At 71.5% G+C, this 15,831-nt stretch carries 16 protein-coding genes and 1 pseudogene; 9 read left to right on the forward strand and 8 right to left on the reverse strand.

The features are described from left to right. The first annotated feature begins 14 nt into the window (after positions 1-14). Positions 15-908 carry a phosphatidate cytidylyltransferase gene (locus tag ACAX67_RS09135; protein WP_370703492.1) on the forward strand — a complete coding sequence of 298 codons (894 nt, stop codon included), beginning with the start codon at positions 15-17 and terminating at the stop codon, positions 906-908. Here ACAX67_RS09135 and ACAX67_RS09140 read toward each other — a convergent pair. Then, positions 852-1,472: a glycosyltransferase gene (locus tag ACAX67_RS09140; protein WP_370703493.1), complete on the reverse strand. Its 621-nt coding sequence runs from the start codon at positions 1,470-1,472 to the stop codon at positions 852-854. The genes ACAX67_RS09135 and ACAX67_RS09140 overlap by 57 nt on opposite strands. A 150-nt stretch (positions 1,473-1,622) precedes the next feature. On the opposite strand from ACAX67_RS09140, the gene ACAX67_RS09145 reads away from it, so the two are divergent. Beyond that, positions 1,623-2,090, forward strand: a complete 468-nt coding sequence (locus ACAX67_RS09145; protein WP_370703494.1) for a hypothetical protein — start codon at positions 1,623-1,625, stop codon at positions 2,088-2,090. Positions 2,091-2,097: 7 nt separating this feature from the next. After that, positions 2,098-3,246, forward strand: coding sequence for a dual-specificity RNA methyltransferase RlmN (rlmN, locus tag ACAX67_RS09150; RefSeq protein ID WP_370703495.1), 1,149 nt, complete (start codon positions 2,098-2,100; stop codon positions 3,244-3,246). Between the two features lie 54 nt (positions 3,247-3,300). On the opposite strand, the gene ACAX67_RS09155 is transcribed toward rlmN, so the two are convergent. After that, positions 3,301-4,995, reverse strand: a complete 1,695-nt coding sequence (locus ACAX67_RS09155; protein ID WP_370703496.1) for a TIGR03767 family metallophosphoesterase — start codon at positions 4,993-4,995, stop codon at positions 3,301-3,303. A gap of 52 nt (positions 4,996-5,047) precedes the next feature. Further along, complete coding sequence (locus ACAX67_RS09160; RefSeq protein WP_370703497.1) at positions 5,048-5,947, reverse strand: LOG family protein; 900 nt, start codon at positions 5,945-5,947, stop codon at positions 5,048-5,050. Between the two features lie 103 nt (positions 5,948-6,050). Here ACAX67_RS09160 and ACAX67_RS09165 point away from each other — a divergent pair, with 103 nt between their 5' ends. Further along, positions 6,051-7,340: a choice-of-anchor P domain-containing protein gene (locus tag ACAX67_RS09165; RefSeq protein WP_370703498.1), complete on the forward strand. Its 1,290-nt coding sequence runs from the start codon at positions 6,051-6,053 to the stop codon at positions 7,338-7,340. Between the two features lie 21 nt (positions 7,341-7,361). On the opposite strand, the gene ACAX67_RS09170 is transcribed toward ACAX67_RS09165, so the two are convergent. Next, entirely contained in the window at positions 7,362-8,225 is an 864-nt protein-coding gene (locus ACAX67_RS09170; RefSeq protein WP_370703499.1) for a serine protein kinase RIO, read from the reverse strand. Positions 8,226-8,411: 186 nt separating this feature from the next. Between ACAX67_RS09170 and ACAX67_RS09175 the strand changes: the two genes are divergently transcribed. The 4 genes from ACAX67_RS09175 (at position 8,412) to ACAX67_RS09190 (ending at position 12,112) form a co-directional block, all read left to right on the forward strand. Further along, positions 8,412-9,833, forward strand: a complete 1,422-nt coding sequence (locus ACAX67_RS09175) for a M1 family metallopeptidase (protein ID WP_370703500.1) — start codon at positions 8,412-8,414, stop codon at positions 9,831-9,833. A 62-nt stretch (positions 9,834-9,895) separates the two neighbouring features. Further along, a complete protein-coding gene (locus ACAX67_RS09180; protein ID WP_370703501.1) occupies positions 9,896-10,393 on the forward strand; it encodes a MarR family winged helix-turn-helix transcriptional regulator in 498 nt (165 codons plus the stop codon). Positions 10,394-10,403: 10 nt separating this feature from the next. Further along, on the forward strand, positions 10,404-11,360 hold the full coding sequence (locus tag ACAX67_RS09185; protein ID WP_370703502.1) for a co-chaperone YbbN: 957 nt from the start codon (positions 10,404-10,406) through the stop codon (positions 11,358-11,360). A gap of 20 nt (positions 11,361-11,380) precedes the next feature. Beyond that, a complete protein-coding gene (locus tag ACAX67_RS09190) occupies positions 11,381-12,112 on the forward strand; it encodes an EI24 domain-containing protein (RefSeq protein ID WP_370703503.1) in 732 nt (243 codons plus the stop codon). On the opposite strand, the gene ACAX67_RS09195 is transcribed toward ACAX67_RS09190, so the two are convergent. Continuing rightward, positions 12,098-12,988, reverse strand: a complete 891-nt coding sequence (locus ACAX67_RS09195) for a LysR family transcriptional regulator (protein WP_370703504.1) — start codon at positions 12,986-12,988, stop codon at positions 12,098-12,100. The genes ACAX67_RS09190 and ACAX67_RS09195 overlap by 15 nt on opposite strands. 73 nt (positions 12,989-13,061) lie before the next feature. Between ACAX67_RS09195 and ACAX67_RS09200 the strand changes: the two are divergent. After that, a pseudogene (locus ACAX67_RS09200) lies at positions 13,062-13,838 on the forward strand (EamA family transporter); the annotation flags it as partial. Here the strand turns inward: ACAX67_RS09200 and ACAX67_RS09205 are convergent. From ACAX67_RS09205 to ACAX67_RS09215, 3 genes are read right to left on the reverse strand one after another with little or no spacing between them, the layout of a single operon-like run. Continuing rightward, complete coding sequence (locus tag ACAX67_RS09205; RefSeq protein ID WP_370703660.1) at positions 13,727-13,993, reverse strand: hypothetical protein; 267 nt, start codon at positions 13,991-13,993, stop codon at positions 13,727-13,729. The pseudogene ACAX67_RS09200 and the gene ACAX67_RS09205 overlap by 112 nt on opposite strands. Beyond that, a complete protein-coding gene (locus tag ACAX67_RS09210; RefSeq protein ID WP_370703661.1) occupies positions 13,926-15,053 on the reverse strand; it encodes a hypothetical protein in 1,128 nt (375 codons plus the stop codon). Before ACAX67_RS09210 ends, ACAX67_RS09205 begins: the two co-directional genes overlap by 68 nt. Next, the gene (locus ACAX67_RS09215; RefSeq protein ID WP_370703505.1) at positions 15,050-15,820 is read right to left on the reverse strand and encodes an NUDIX domain-containing protein; all 771 of its coding nucleotides are present in this window, start codon (positions 15,818-15,820) and stop codon (positions 15,050-15,052) included. The genes ACAX67_RS09210 and ACAX67_RS09215 overlap by 4 nt, the downstream gene beginning before the upstream one ends. Positions 15,821-15,831 lie beyond the last annotated feature (11 nt).

The following is a 15,831-nucleotide window of genomic DNA, read 5'->3' on the forward strand; positions in this document are numbered from 1 at the left end:
GAGACGCCCCGTCGATGACCGACGCCACCACGCCTGCTGCCGCGCAGCCGGAAGCCCCCAAGAAGGACCACGGCCGCGCCGGGCGCGACCTGAAGGCGGCCGTCCTCTCCGCCGTCGTGCTCCTGGCTGCGATCGGCGCCTCCCTCTACTTCTGGAAGCCGGCGTTCATGCTGATCGTCGCCGCCGCGGTGGTGGTGGCGACCTGGGAGCTGCGCAAGGGCATGCTCGCCAAGGACATCGACCTGCCCGAGCAGCCGCTGATGGTCGGCGGCATCGTGATGGTGGTCGTCGCCTACTCCTCGGGTGCGGCGGCCCTGGTGACCGCGACTGCGGTGACCGCGCTCGTCATCATGCTGTGGCTGCTGCGCCGCGGTGTCGACGGCTACGTGAAGAACGCGACCGCGTCGGTCTTCACCCTGGTCTACCTGCCGTTCCTCGGCTCGTTCGTCGCGCTCATGCTGGCCGAGGGTGGAGAGACCTGGACCGGCGGCGGCTTCGACGACGACGGTGTCGCCGGCATCCTCACCTTCATCTTGGTGACGATCGCCTCCGACATCGGCGGCTACGTCGCGGGCGTGCTGTTCGGGAAGCACCCGATGGCGCCGGTCATCTCGCCCAAGAAGTCGTGGGAGGGATTCGCCGGGTCGCTCCTCGCCTGTCTCGGCGCCGGATGGGCCCTCGTCGTCTACCTGCTCGACGGGGACTGGTGGGTGGGTCTGTGCCTGGGCCTGATCGCGGTCGTCATGGCAACCCTGGGCGACCTCTGCGAGTCGGTGATCAAGCGCGACCTCGGCATCAAGGACATGAGCCAGGTCATCCCCGGCCACGGCGGGCTGATGGACCGGCTCGACTCATTGCTGGCGACGATCGCCCCGATCTGGCTGCTGCTCCACTACGCGGTCTTCTGAGTCCCACGCCGCCGCGAGCGCGATGCCCTCGTCCGGCTCCGGCGGGTCGGTGAGCACGTCGATCACCGCGTCGGCGATCGAGAGGACGGTGTCGCCGTACGCCACGGCGTCCCCGAGCACCCTGCGCACCTCCGGCAGGTCGCGGGCGACGACGGGCACGCCGGCGGCGAGCGCCTGGAGGGGGAGCACGCAGCCGTCGTACGTCGCGGGCAGGTGCACGAAGCCCGACGCACCGGCGACCAGGGTCGGCTGGTCGCGACGGGACACGGCGCCGATGACGACGGGGGCCGTGCCCAGCTCCGCCGCCCGCGCTCGGAACGCCGCCAGGTAGGCGGGGTCCGCCTCCGGGTCGGTCCCGGCGAGCACCAGGTGGACGTCGGCGAGCGCCGGCTGCTCGAGCACGACCAGGGCGTGTGCCTCGAGCAGCTCCATGCTGCCGTGCCCGGCCGCGATCCCGCCGAGGGAGAGCAGGTAGCTGCCGCCGACGCGGACGCGCCAGGCCGCCTGGCCGGGCACGTCGTAGACGGCCGCGGCGTAGCGGGCGGCGTCGACAGTGATGTGCAAGGCGGTCCCTCCCGAGGTCGCGTCCCCCTGACTCGTCGCCCACGGTAGGTCGGGCGCAGGGCCTGCGGATCCTCCGATCGGACAGTTCGGCGTGGCCCGCACGCGCGGATCAGGGCTTCGCCACCCCGGGCGGCTACCCTGGAGACCGACATGGAGCAGGCAGTGGAGACCCCGGAGCCCACCGCGACCGACCCGGGCCGGGTCGCCGCGGCGTACGGCGTCGTCCCCGCCGGGTCCGAGCCCGATGCCTCGGGCAGCGCCGACGAGCCCCTCGAGGCCGACGACGAGACGTCGGGGCGCGCGGGGCGGCTGCCGGACTGGTGGCACCGCGACCACCCGGTGTTCGTGCCGCTGGCCGGCTTCTTCACCGGCATGGTCTACATCATCGTGGTGCCGGGCGCCTACGGGGCCATCCTGAAGGGCGTGCTGGGCTACAAGCGGGCCGAGGACCTCTTCCCGTTCGTGCTGCTGACCCTGGTGGTGCCGATCGCGCTGCTGGTGCCGCACCGCACCCGCAGGTTCGGTCGCTACATGTTCTTCGGTGTGCTGGCCACCGCGATCGTCGTCGTCGGTGTCGCGCTGGGCGTGCTCTGGTTCCTGATCAACCGCGACCGGTGACCCGCCCATGAGCACGTCCGAGGAACCCACGCGCCTCCCCCTGGTGCTCGCCGAGCCGAAGGGGCGCCGCAAGCCGCCCCCGCACCTCGCCGACCTCGACCCCGACGAGCGCAAGGCGCGTCTGGTCGAGCTCGGCCTGCCGGGCTTCCGCGCGAAGCAGCTCTCGACCCACTACTTCTCGCGGCTGGTCGACGACCCCGCCGAGATGACCGACCTCCCGGCCGCTCAGCGCGAGGAGCTGGTCTCGGCGCTGCTCCCCGACCTGATGACACCGCTGCGCACCCTCGAGGCCGACCGCGGCGCGACACGCAAGACGCTCTGGCGGCTGTTCGACGGAGCGCTCGTCGAGTCGGTGCTGATGCGCTACCCCGGCCGCGTGACGATGTGCGTCTCGAGCCAGGCCGGATGCGGCATGGCGTGCCCGTTCTGCGCGACCGGCCAGGGCGGGCTCCAGCGCAACATGTCGACGGCTGAGATCGTCGAGCAGGTCGTCGCCGGGGCACGCGCGCTCGCGCGCGACGAGGTCCCGGGTGGCACCGGCCGGGTCTCCAACGTGGTCTTCATGGGCATGGGGGAGCCGCTTGCCAACTACAAGGCGGTCATCGGCGCCGTGCGCCGGCTCACCGACCCGGCGCCTGCGGGTCTCGGGATGAGCGCGCGCGGCATCACCGTCTCGACCGTCGGCCTCGTCCCGCGGATCCGCCAGCTCGCCGACGAGGGCATCCCGGTGACCCTCGCGCTCAGCCTGCACGCTCCCGACGACGAGCTGCGCAACGAGCTGGTGCCGATCAACACCCGCTTCTCCGTCGCCGAGACCGTCGAGGCGGCCTGGCACTACGCCGAGAAGACCAAGCGCCGCGTCTCGATCGAGTACGCCATGATGCGCGGCATCAACGACCAGGCGTGGCGGGCCGACCTGCTCGGTGACGTGCTGACGTCGTACGGCGACTGGGGCTGGGTGCACGTCAACCTGATCCCGCTCAACCCCACCCCGGGGTCGAAGTGGACCGCCTCCGACCCGGCCGACGAGCGCGAGTTCGTCCGGCGTCTCGAGGCCAAGGGTGTCCCCACGACCGTCCGCGACACCCGCGGCCGGGAAATCGACGGCGCCTGCGGGCAGCTGGCCGCTGCCCCCGACGGATCGGTCGCCGAGTAGGGGTCTCGTGACGGTCGCCAGGGCGACCTCCTCGACCGGCGGTGGGGATCGCGCCTACGCCAGCGGGTTGTCGATCAGCAGCTCGGTGTTGCGGTCGAGCGGGGAGCCGGTCGAGGCGGGCAGGTTGTTCTGCGGGTCGTTGACCGACAGCTCGCGGCTGAGCGCGGCGAGCTGGAGCGTGTTGCCCAGGTGCGTGTGTGCGGTCGGTCCGGCGTGGTCGAGGATCGTGGTGATGATCGACCAGGTGCCGTCCACGTTGTCGACGACCTCGATGATGCGGCCCTGCTGCGGGTAGTCGATGTGGGAGGCGGTGTTGATCTCCCAGAACCCGTTCGTGCCCTCGGCGTTGAGGTGTGCGCTGATCGAGTTGCGGTGCGTGTGGCCGTTGACCCAGGCGATGACCTGCGGCTGGGTGAGCAGGTAGTCGACGACCGACCCGCCGAGCACGCGGGGGAGGGACGTGTCGCCGCCGGTGAGGACGAGGGGGTTGCCCATGGTCGAGCTGGTGTGGTGGCTGTAGACGATGACGGCCTTGTCCGTCGTGCCGGTGATCGTCGCCTGCAGCCAGTCGAACTGCGCCTGGTCGAGCGACCCGTCGGAGTAGCCGTTGGGGTTGACCGAGTCCATCACCACGTGGCGGAAGTCGCCCTCGTCGAAGAAGTAGTAGGCCGTGCCGGCCGCCCGGTTGGCCGCCGTGAAGCCGTGACCCACCGGGAGGCCGGTGGTCGTGAAGTGCTCCTCCACGATCTGCTTGCGCGTGACGCTGCGCCGCTTCTTGTCCAGGGTCACCAACCGCACGTAGGGGGAGACGACCAGGTCGCCGACCAGGCTGAGCGGGTCGAGGTTCTGGAGCGCGTCGATGACGTCGGTGTCGCCGATGCCGAGCGGCGGGGAGATCACCTTGAGCGCCGAGACGGCGAGCGTCGACAGCTGGAGCGTGTGGGGGAAGTTGCCCTGCACCAGCCCGTCGTGGTTGCCGAAGACGGTGTACCACGGGAAGTCCAGCCCCGGCGCGATGAACGGCCGGCGAGCGGCGTTGAGCAGGTTGGGGACGGTGGGGAACCCGTGCTCCGTCTTGTACTTGTCGTCGGTCTTCTTGAGCGGGTGCGGGTGCGGGTGCCAGTAGTGCTTGTCGTAGTAGTTCGGGTTGTCGTCCTGCACGCCCTCGAACTTCGTCAGGTTGCCGCTGTCGGGACGGACCGTGCCGCCGTCCATGATGTCGATGTACCAGCGGGTCTCGTTGTACTGGCAGTTGTCGGAGTTGTCGCCGGTCTCGATCACGAACGAGAAGGGGAGGCCGGTGACCGGTCCCTTCTTCTGCGCGTTGACGGCCTGCACCATCGCGTCGGCGACCTGGGCGGAGAGCATCTCGTGCGCCCGGTAGGAGGACGAGAGCAGACCCGGCGTCTCGAACCGGTCGAGCCACTCCACCCGCGCAGGCGACTGCACGTCGATGACGTGCATGTCGCTGAACTGCACGAAGGACTGCAGCCCCACGCGGCGCGTGGTCCGGCCCGACTGGGCAGCGACGCCGAGGTCGGTGCGGACCAGGCGCACCTCGCCGGGACCGGCGACGATCTTGGAGTAGCCCAGTGCGTTGGGCGTGCCCGGTCCGAGCGTCCGGTTCAGCGTGGTGCGGGCAATGGCCGCCCGGGCGGGAGAGGTGACCGCGACACCGCTCACCGCCGCTGCCGCCACACCTCCTCCGAGGACGCCTGCGCGCAGGAGATCACGACGTGACAGCTTCACGGCGCTCCAACGACGGGGGAGTGACCTAGGTCACGCGTCCTGCTCAACCGGTCTAGTCGCCCGCACCTGACGGTCGGCCGATGACCTCCGCCGCCTCGTCGACGGTGTCGACGAGGTGCACGTGCTCTTCCATCGCGCGGCCCTTCGCCAGCCCGGTGAGGAGCGGCCATGCCGGCAGGGTCTCGGTCCAGTAGCGCTCGCCGACGAGCACCATCGGAGCCACCTTGTCGGCGGCCGCGTAGTAGTTCTCGCACGCGTCCTGGAAGATCTCCTGCACGGTGCCGCCCGCCCCAGGGAGGAACACGATCCCCGCGTCGCAGACCTGCAGGAGGATCGCCTCCCGCTGCGCGTTGCGGAAGTACTTCGCGATCGACGTCGCGAAGATGTTCGGCGGCTCGTGCCCGTAGTACCAGGTCGGCACTCCCAGGTTGGGGCTGCGCTCGGCGACGAGTCCGTGGGCCCGCCAGGCAGCGGCGACCCAGTCGTCGACCGACGGTCGGAAGGACGGTACGGCGGCCAGCACCCCCAGCGCCTCCGCGACCGCGGCCTCGCCGGCGTCCGCCAGCGACGCGCCGAGGTTGGCGGCCTCCATCGCCCCCGGTCCGCCACCGGTGGCGACGGTGTGCGTGGCGCCGAGCAGACGTCCGAGGCGGGCGGCGTCGGCGTACCCCTGGCTTCCGCGGTCGGCCGCGTGCCCGCCCATCACCCCGACGAGGTCACGGGGGTGGCACCACCGCCCCAGCGCCTCGTCGATGCCCTCGTCGTGGAGCGCCCGGCTCAGCAGCGCCTCGGGTGAGCGGTCGTCGAGCGACCAGTGGTAGGCGACGGCGTCGACGGTGGCGGTGTAGGGAGTGGTGTCGTAGAGCTCGTCGGGGCGGTAGAGCCCGTCGCGTCCGGGGTCGGCGGGCGAGCTGTTGTGCACGACCACGACCCGGTCGGGGATGCTCCTCACGCGGCGACCGTATCGCCCTCCGGCACGCCCTTCCCTACACACGACGTCTAGACCGGGATAGTTTGCTGTCATGCTCCCCATCTCTCGGAACTTGCCTGCGCCTGTGCTCGCACTGGTCGTCGGCCTCTCGATGTTCCTCAGCCCCCTGGTCCCCGCCGCCCAAGCGGCCCCGACCCCCGCGTCGCGCGCAGCAACGAGCGCCGACACCGACCCCGTCTTCCACGCCGTGAGCGGCGGCACGCGCATCAACGTCGCGGGCGCCGTGCGCTCCGAGCTCACCGCTGCCAGCAGCATGCGCGTGCAGCGCGCTCCCCGTCACACCGAGAACAAGACGGCCAACGTCAACCTGCTCAACGGCATCATCAAGGCCGGTGCGGTCTCGACCTACGAGCAGACCACGAAGCGGCTCGGCGGTGGCGTCACCGTCACGTCGGAGGCCAAGATCGCCGACGTCAGCCTGCTCGACGGTGCGATCACCGTGAAGGCGATCGAGACCAAGTCGAGCGCCACCATCGACGCCTCGGGCCACGTCTCCCGCAAGGGCGGCACGAAGCTGGTCGGCATCCGCATCCGCGACCACCACATCCCGCTGGTGGTCCCGAAGAACTTCGGCCTGAAGATCCCCGGCGTCGCCACGGTCGTCCTCAACGAGGTGCAGGGCCAGCTCGGCGGAGACGCGCTCATCAAGTCCTCCGCGACGGGCATCCACATCACCCTGCTCCGGCCGCGCGACGGCCTGAGCGCCGGCGCCAACATCGAGGTGACGCCGACCAAGGCGCGGATCCTGCTGCCGACGCCCATCCACGGGGAGCCGGCCTTCGGCTACGCCTACTCCTCGCGGGTGACGGTGCACGCAGGCGACGCGGTCAACGTGATGTCCGCGCCCACCGGCGTGGTGATCTGCCCGGCCGGCGGGACCAACGGCGTCGACCTGACCAACGCCACGGCCCGGGTGCGGGTGCCGGGCGTCGCCGACGTCAAGGGGCTGGCCAACACCGCCGACGCGACGGTGACGAGCAACCGGACCGACGCGAAGATGGTCGCCCAGATCGGAGCGGTCAACCTGCTCGGGGGCGCGATCACGCTCGATGCGATCACCGCCACGTCGCGGGTCGTGCAACGGGGCAACCACCGCCCGGCCAAGCACGCCCACGCCGAGATCCTCGGCCTGGTGATCGACGGCAACCCGATCCCGGTCGGCGTCGACCCCAACACCACGATCGAGATCCCCGGTCTGGTGAAGGTGATCATCAACGAGCAGACCCGCCTGCCGTTCCCCTACAACGGTCGCGCGGTGCGGGCGCTGCACGTGATCGCCCTCCCAGGCGCCCCCGACGACATCGCGGGCATCGACATCGAGATCGGTGTCGCCGCGGCCTGGGTCAACCGCTGACCCAGGCGCGGAGGTCGACCCTCAGAAGGCGTGGGCCATCAGGTCCGAGAACAACTCCTGAGGGTCGACCTCCAGCCCGCGGCGTGCGAACCACTCGCACACGTTGGTGCAGTCGCGCAGCAGGAAGTCGAACCCGGCGGCGTTGCCCACGAGGTCGACGACCTGGGGGAGGTCGATGACGACCAGCCGGTCGCCCGCCGCCAAGATGTTGTACGGCGACAGGTCACCATGCACCAGACCCGACTGCACGAGCGTCGCCAGCGCGTCGCGCAGCTGGTCGTAGTACGACGCGAGCAGCGCCTTGTCCGGCCGGGTCTGTGCCAGCCGAGGCGCGGTCTCCCCGTCGACGGTGATCCACTCCATCAGCAGCTCGGTGCCGTCGATCTGCACGGGGTAGGGGACGGGCAGCCCGAGCTCCCAGCACCGCACCAGTGCCGACCACTCCGAGACCGCCCACTCGCCCGCGGCGACCTCGCGGCCGAACGTGCTCTTGCGCTTGAGGGCGCGCTCGTCGCGCGAGCGCTTCATGCTGCGGCCCTCGGTGTAGGTGGCCGACCGGTGGAAGGACCGGTGCTCGGGCGCGCGGTAGCGCTTCGCCGCCATCACCACCGAGCATGAGGGGTCGTGCGGATCGGCGCGCTCGAGCAGGAAGACGTCGGCCTCCTTGCCGGTCTTCAGGATGCCGAGCTCGGTGTCGATCGCGCCCTGGGAGGTGACGACCCAGTCGGGTCGGGGCTCGGGGCCGCGGCTCAGCGGCTCGACGTCGAGCCAGGTGGACCAGCGTTGGCCGGCGCCGAGGTCGTCGTAGGCGACGAAGTCGAAGACGAAACGCGGGTCGAGGGGGTCGCCGGTCTCAGCCGGCGTGGAGGGGAACTCCGGGAACATGGTGATGGTTGCTCCAGATCGAGAAGAGGTGGTCGGCGGGCAGGCCGAGGACAGTCGTGGACATGTCACGCTCCTCTCGATCGGGCACCGCGCGGTCGCGCGGTCCAAGAGGCGATCCTCCCGGGGCCGCGCGCGGCGTGCAACGCATTTTCCGGTGGTCCGCCGGGGCCGGGTTAGGTTGTGCGCGTGCCGCTTCTCTCTCGGGTCGTCCCCACGCTCACCTCAGGCCTCGTCGCGGTCGTCGTCGGCGCCCTCGCCTCCAGTGCCGCCGCGGTCCCGACCAGTGCGCCCCGGGTGCCGGACCCCTACTACCCGGCCGACGGCAATGCGGGCTACGACGTGCTCCACTACGACATCCACGACACCTACCGGTTGGGCGAACGGCGCCTCTCCGGCGTGACGACCATCCGCCTGGCGCCCTCGGTCGAGCTCGCCGAGCTCGACCTCGACCTGCTGCTGAAGGTCGACTCGGTCGAGGTCGACGGGCAGCCGGCGGAGTTCGAGAAGACCACCATCCACGAGCTCCGCGTCACGCCGACCACCGCGCTGACCCCGGGCACCCCTGCCGACGTCACGGTCCGCTACCACGGCTACCCGCAGCGCATCCCCCAGGGCGGCGAGGGCTGGCTCGCCGACCGCCACGAGGTCGTCACGATGGGCGAGCCCCACATGGCGGCCTGGTGGTTCCCGAGCAACGACCACCCCAGTGACAAGGCGCGGTTCGACATCCGGATCACCACGGGCAAGGGCCGCGAGGTCGTGAGCAACGGTGTCCGTGTCGGTCGCACCGAGCACGGCCGCCGGGCGACGACGCACTGGCGGATGAGCGACCCCATGGCGACGTACCTCGCGTTCTTCGCCGCCGGCGACTTCGCGATCGAGAAGGGTCGCTCCCACGGCCTCAGCTACTACAACGCCGTCTCGCGCCGGCTCGGCCTGGCCGACCGCCAGCGGTCGATGAGCGCACTGCGGAAGTCCGCCAAGGTGACCGCGTGGTTGCAGGACGAGCTCGGCACCTACCCGTTCGCCACGACCGGTGGCGTGGTGACGAGCCTCGACGTCAACTTCGCCCTGGAGAACCAGAGCCGGCCGACCTACGGGAGCTGGATCTACGGCGGCGTGGTGGTCCACGAGCTCGCCCACCAGTGGTTCGGCGACGACGTGTCGGTCGCCCGCTGGCGCGACGTCTGGCTCAACGAGGGCTTCGCGACCTACATGGAGCACCGCTGGACCGAGACGCACGGCGGCGCGTCCACCGCCAGTTGGCTGCGGCGCGCCTACCGCGCGGCGGGTGCGGACTTCTGGGACCTCGACATCGCCGATCCGTGCGGGGCGACGGCGCCCCAGTGCTCGATGAACGACCTGTTCGGCAGCGAGATCTACGAGCGCGGCTCGATGGCGCTGGCAGCGCTGCGCAACGTCATCGGGAAACCCGACTTCCGGCGGCTGCTGCGCCGGTGGGTCGACATCCACGGTGGTGGCAACGCGACGTCGGAGCAGTTCGAGTCCTTGGCCGAGCGCGTGTCAGGACAGCAGCTGGACGCGTTCTTCGACGCGTGGCTCCGCGCCAGCAGCAAGCCGCCGAGGACGGCCGACTACGGCCTCTGAGGGCGACCATTCGCCGCGTCGTCCAGCGCGCACCGTCCTCGTGGGCCTAGGGTTCCCAACTGATGCTTCCCTTCGATCCCATCGACGAGGCGGCCCGGCAGTGGACCAAGCGCTGGGGTGCTGTCGACGCCATGCACGCCGTGACGTCGCTGATGCGCGTCCAGCAGCTCGTGCTCGCCCGCCTGGACTCGCTGCTGCGACCGCACGGCCTGTCGTTCGCCCGCTACGAGGCCCTGGTCCTGCTCGTCTTCTCCTCGCGCGGCTCGCTGCCGCTCGGCAAGATGGGCGAACGGTTGCAGGTGCATCCCACCTCGGTCACCTCGATCGTGCGGAGGCTGGAGGCCAGCGGCCTGATCGTGCGGGTGCCGCACCCCGACGACGGCCGGGCCGTGCTCGCCGAGATCACCCCCGCCGGCCGTGCGCTCGTCGAGCGGGCGACCGAGGACCTGGTGGCGGCGGGCTTCGCGCTCGACGGGCTCGAGCGCGAGCAGCTCAACGAGATCTCCGAGCTGCTCCGTCCGGTGCGGGCCGAGGCGGGGGACTTCGAGGCCGACTCCTAGAATCGGTCGCATGACGCAGCAGCCTTTCGCCGGCCGGGGTGCGATCGACCTCTCGGCCCTGAAGCGCCCCGCGCCCCAGCCGTCCTCGACGCCGTCGGGCGGAGGCGGGGCGGCGACCGGTTCGGCCTACGCGGTGGAGGTCGACGAGCAGAACTTCCAGACCGTCCTGCAGTCCTCCACGACCGCGCCGGTGGTCCTCGTGTTCCACTCGCCGACGCAGGCCCCGGAGAGCAGCCAGATGGCCGCCGACGTGGCCGACCTCGTCGGGCAGTACGACGGCCGGTTCCTCGCAGGACTCGTCGACGTCGACGCCCAGGCCCAGATCGCCCAGGTGATCGCGCAGGCCTCGCAGCTCCAGCAGCTCCCGGTGCCGCTCCTGATGGTGTTCCTCGACGGCCGGCCCGCCATCCAGCCGATCCCGGGCATGGTCACGCGGGACGAGCTGAGCACGTTGTTCAACCAGCTCGGGCAGCAGCTCACGGCGCAGGGCATCACGGGCCGGCACCAGCCGCTCGCCGCCGCTGCGCCCGCGGAGGGCGAGGAGGAGGCCGGGCCCGACCCGCGCTACGCCCCTGCGCAGGACGCGCTCGCCGCCGGCGACATGGACGGCGCCGTCGCCGAGTACCAGAAGCTGGTCGACGCCAACCCGGCCGACGCGGAGGCGGCAGCGGGTCTCGCCATGGCCAAGATCCTGCAGCGCACCCACGGCGTCGACCTCAACGAGGCCCGGGCGGCTGCGGCCGCCGCGCCGGACGACGTCGACGCGCAGATCATGGTCGCCGACCTCGACCTGCTGGGGGGCCACGTCGAGGATGCCTTCGCGCGGCTCGTCGAGCTCGTCCGCCGTACCTCCGACAAGGAGCGCGACCGCGTGCGGGAGCACCTCGTCAGCCTGTTCGCCGCTGTCGGCAACGACGACCCCCGGGTCCTGAAGGGCCGTCAGGCGCTCGCCTCGGCGCTCTTCTGAGCATCGCGGTGCGGTCGGGGATGGGATTCGCGCACGGAGCGGGGTTCCTCCTCCACGGCCTGAGGATGTGGCGCCGGCGACCGGGGCTGATGCTGCTCGGCATCGTGCCGGCGCTGCTGGTGCTGGTCGTCATGGTCGGACTCCTCGTCGTGGGGGTCCTCTACGTCGACGACCTGGTCGCCTGGGCGACCCCGTTCGCCGACGACTGGTCCGGAGCCGCGCGGGGCGTGCTGCGCATCGGCCTCGCCATCGCGCTGCTCCTCGGCTCGTTGGTCCTCTTCGTCGTGACCTTCACCGGCCTCACGCTCGCCGTCGGCGACCCGTTCTACGAGAAGATCTGGCGGGAGACCGAGCTCATGCTCGGCGGGGACGTCCCGGAGCGCGGCGTCGGCTGGCTACGGGGGGCGATCGACGGCGCGGGCCTGGTGGTGCTGGGCATCGCCACCACCGCAGGGGTGTTCGTCATCGGGCTCGTGCCGGTGGTCGGTCCGGTCGTCGGTCCGGTCCTCGGCGTGGTCGTCTCGGGCCGGCTGGTCGCCGGTGAGCTGGTCTCCCGGTCACTCGAGGCGCGCGGCCTGGACCGGGCGGACCAGAAGGCGCTGCTGGCCGGCCACCGGCCGGCGATGCTCGGCTTCGGCACGGTCGTCCAGCTCTGCTTCCTCGTGCCGTTCGGCGCGGTCCTGATGATGCCCGCTGCCGTCGTCGGTTCCACCATGCTCGCGCGCGAGGCCCTGGACTCACGCGTCCCGTAACGCCTCGAGGACGGCCCGCACGGCGGGGGAGTCGGCCATCGTGCGGCGGTACAGGGCATCGACGAGGCGGGTGGGGACCGGGTCGGTGACCTCGACGGCCACCAGGTCGGGTCCGAGGGGGGCACGGCCCAGGCGCGGCACGAGCGCGACACCGAGGCCGGCGGCGACGAGGGCGAGGTGGGACTCGAACTCCATCGAGACGTGCGCGATGCGCGGCGGACGGCCGGTGCCGTCGTACATCCGGTGCAGCCACTGGCGGCAGATCGTGTGTTCCTGCGTCGCGATCCAGCCGACGTCGAGGAGGTCGTGCGGGGTGACGCTCGCCCGTCCGGCGAGCGGGTGGCCCGCCGGCACGATGAGGTCGGCCACGTCGTCGGTCACGCGGGTGCTCGTGACGTGCTCGGGGACGGCGAAGGAGACCCCGCCCCACCGGTGCACGAGCCCGACGTCGCACTGGCCCGCCGAGACGAGCTCGACCGCGTCCCAGGGCTCGCGCTCGTCGAGGGCGAGGGTGAGCCCGGGGTGCGCGTCGAGCAGGCGACGTGCCACAGGGGCCACCATGCCGCGCATCGCCGTGGAGAAGGCGACCAGCCGGATCGTGCCAGTCACCACGTCGGCACGGTGCTGGAGCTGCGCCTCGAGCCGCTCGAGGTCGGCGAGCACCTGTTCTCCCGCCTCGACCAGGTGTCGGCCGTGGCTGGTCAGCATGACTCCGCGGCCCACCCGCTCGAGGAGGGGTACGCCGACCTGCCGCTCCAGCCGCTTCACCTGTTGCGACACGGCACTCGGCGTGAAGCCGGTGGCCTCGGCTGCGGCGACGACGGACCCGTGGGTCGCGACGGCGCGGAGGCCGGTCAGGGCCGCGAGGTCGATCATGAAGTGATGCTACATCGAGCGGTGCAGGAAGATTCGCTGGTGCTTCACGGTCACCCGCGGCAGGCTGGTCGTCGTGAGCCGCCGGGACTGCCTGCTCGCCGCGCTCGTCGCGGCGCTGTGGGGCTTCAACTTCGTCGTCATCGAGTGGGGGATGGGTGAGGTCCCGCCGCTGCTCTTCGCAGCCGTCCGCTTCACCGCCGTCGTGCTCCCGGCGGTCTTCCTCGTGCCGAGACCCGATGCTCCGTGGCGCGTGGTCGCGGCGGTGGGCGTCTTCATGTCGCTGGGCCAGTTCGGACTGCTCTACTCCGCGATGGCGGCAGGGATGCCGGCCGGCCTCGCCGGTCTCGTGCTCCAGGCCCAAGTGGTGCTGACGATCGTGCTGGCGGCGCTCGCGCTCCGCGAGCGACCCACGGCGCCCCAGGCCGTCGGGGTCGGCCTCGGGGTCGTCGGCCTCCTCGTGGTCGGGCTGGGCCGCGGCGGGCACATCCCGCTCGTCGCCCTCGTCCTCTGCCTGCTCGCCGCGCTCTCGTGGGCGGTCGGCAACGTCGTCTCCCGGGCGTCGGGGGTGCGCGGCGGCCTGCCGCTCACGGTCTGGTCGGCCGTCGTCGTACCGGTGCCGATGGCCTCGCTCGCCCTCCTGCTCGACGGTCCTGGAGCGATCGCGGACGGTGTCGCCGCCTTCGGGTGGCAGGCCGCGGTCTCGACCCTCTACACGGCAGGACTGGCCTCACTGGTGGGCTACGCGATCTTCAACGGGTTGCTCTCGCGCAACCCGTCGGCCTCGGTCGTCCCGTGGATCCTGCTGGTCCCGCCGGTGTCGATCGGCTCTGCGTGGCTGCTGCTCGGCGAGCGGCCGACGCCGGCCGAGCTGGTCGGCGGGGCGGTGCTGGTGGCCGGGGTGCTGGTGGCACTGGGCCCGCGGCCGCCGAGGATCGGCTCAGCCGGCGGCAGCGACGGCTTCAGCGAGGGCGAGGGCTCGCCCCCGGGTGCTGACCATCTCGCCAACGACGGTCAGGCTCACCGTCCACCAGGCGCCGTCCTGCAGCCAGGCGATGTAGGTGGAGCCACGGGCCCGCTGCCCGTAGGTCGTGTCGTCCCCGTCGTCCGGCCCCGCGCCCTCGAGGGTGTCGAACATCCACGCCTCGTCGCCGAGCCCCTCCAGCGCCTCCGGCTCCGGCGGTTCCTCTCCGGACTGTTCCGCGTTATGGTCCCTGCGCTCCAGCTCACGGGACCAGAAGTCAGGACTCCCGGTGACCCCGACGGACACCGACTTCGACATGCCGTCTCTGATCGCGGTCGGGGTGATCCAGTCGATCGACGCGGGCTGTGAGCCTTGTCCCCATCGCATGTCCCTGATCTCGGCGTCATCGGAGAGCGCAGCCACCACCCAGGCGTCCTCCACGTCGAGGACCGCTTCCGGACGCCAGGGCGACGCGGTCAGGTCGGTGACCGAGACAGGGGGCAGGCCGGCAAACGCGGGGAAGACCTCGCGGGCCAGCGCGGTGGCGGCCGCGCGGGTGGACTTCTCCACGCCGGAATCGCGGTGAACCATGAACTCCCAGTAGTTGTCGCCGTCGGCGACGGTCATGATCGCGGAGAAGGCGTCGGGGATCGCTGCCTCGTCATGGCCGCCGCCCGGCGAGGTGAGGACGGCCCAGTCTCCCAAGCCGTTCACCGACTGGGCGTTCTCGCCGAAGGCCAGCAGGTCCCTCTCGGACGTGCGGCCTTGCCCGCCGCTGGGGATGCGGACGATCGTCGCCGCAGAGTCGTCGTCGAGCGACGGGGTGGTCGCGGCGCAACTCATCTCCTTGGACCCGAATTCGCCGGCGGTGATGCTCACGGACGAACTGCTGGCGAGCCCGACGAGCCCGGTTGCGCTCTCGACCGTCTCGATGTCGACCAGGTCGCAGAAGTCGAGCAACGGTTCCTCGATGTCGGCGTACGGACCAGTGGCCGTGTCCATCGGGCCGTCCGAGCTGTCGCTGACCCGACTACCGCCCGAGCAGGCAGTGAGCGCAAGGGCGAGGGCGGTGGTGCCGGCGGCAGCGACCAGGCGGTTGGTCACCGACCCGATTCCGTGTACGCAGGGCCGCCCCCGAGGTTGCCCATCGCGGCGCGGATGCGGCGGGCGCTGAAGTCGGCGGCCCGCTCGTCGACCTCGTCGAGGGTGCAGAACTCCGCCGACCGGATCTCCCGGGCCTGCGGCACGATCCGTTCGACGAGGGAGGGCTCGTGCACACCGCCGTCGAAGACCAGGCAGAGCGCGTCGTCCCAGCCACCCCACGGGGGCAGCCAGTCCGTCAGGAGCAGCGGTCCGGCGGGGATCTGGAGCCCGAGCTCCTCGTCGACCTCGCGGGCGACCGCCAGCAGCGGGGACTCGCCGACCTCCACGACGCCGCCCGGCAGGTCCCAGTCGGTCTTGTAGGTGAGCTGGCAGAGCAGCACCCGGGGCTCGGGTGAGGTGTCGCGGACGAGCATCTGGCTGATCGCCCGCTTGCGGGGCAGGAACGAGTTCAGCAGGGCGCGGAACCCGCCCGGCTCGTGCACCGGCACGTCGTCGACGAGCCGGGCGTAGACGACGCGGTCGCCGCCGACCCCACGCTGGATGCCCTCGCGGCGCAAGCCGGACCAGGTCGCGATGCGCTGGGCCTGGTCGTCGTCGGCGGGCACGACGGCCTCCACGCGGTCGTGGTCGACGAGGGCGGCCGCGACGTCACGTCGTACGACGTCGACGGCGGCCTGCCACCCGCGCTCGGCCAGGTCGGCCGACCAGTGGATCCGGGCGACCCGGTCGGACACCGTGGAGAGCTGCGTGTCGGGCTGGTCGGGCACGGGATCACCCT

The sequence above is a fragment of the Nocardioides candidus genome, from assembly GCF_041321175.1.
Classification (GTDB): domain Bacteria; phylum Actinomycetota; class Actinomycetes; order Propionibacteriales; family Nocardioidaceae; genus Nocardioides.

Bases quoted from the DNA above. Each gene is read 5' to 3' on its own strand.
- ACAX67_RS09135 (WP_370703492.1), top strand. From the start codon at position 15: ATGACCGACGCCACCACGCCTGCTGCCGCGCAGCCGGAAGCCCCCAAG.
- ACAX67_RS09145 (WP_370703494.1), top strand. From the start codon at position 1,623: ATGGAGCAGGCAGTGGAGACCCCGGAGCCCACCGCGACCGACCCGGGC.
- rlmN (WP_370703495.1), top strand. From the start codon at position 2,098: ATGAGCACGTCCGAGGAACCCACGCGCCTCCCCCTGGTGCTCGCCGAG.
- ACAX67_RS09170 (WP_370703499.1), bottom strand. From the start codon at position 8,225: ATGTTCCCGGAGTTCCCCTCCACGCCGGCTGAGACCGGCGACCCCCTC.
- ACAX67_RS09180 (WP_370703501.1), top strand. From the start codon at position 9,896: ATGCTTCCCTTCGATCCCATCGACGAGGCGGCCCGGCAGTGGACCAAG.
- ACAX67_RS09185 (WP_370703502.1), top strand. From the start codon at position 10,404: ATGACGCAGCAGCCTTTCGCCGGCCGGGGTGCGATCGACCTCTCGGCC.
- ACAX67_RS09190 (WP_370703503.1), top strand. From the start codon at position 11,381: ATGGGATTCGCGCACGGAGCGGGGTTCCTCCTCCACGGCCTGAGGATG.
- ACAX67_RS09195 (WP_370703504.1), bottom strand. From the start codon at position 12,988: ATGATCGACCTCGCGGCCCTGACCGGCCTCCGCGCCGTCGCGACCCAC.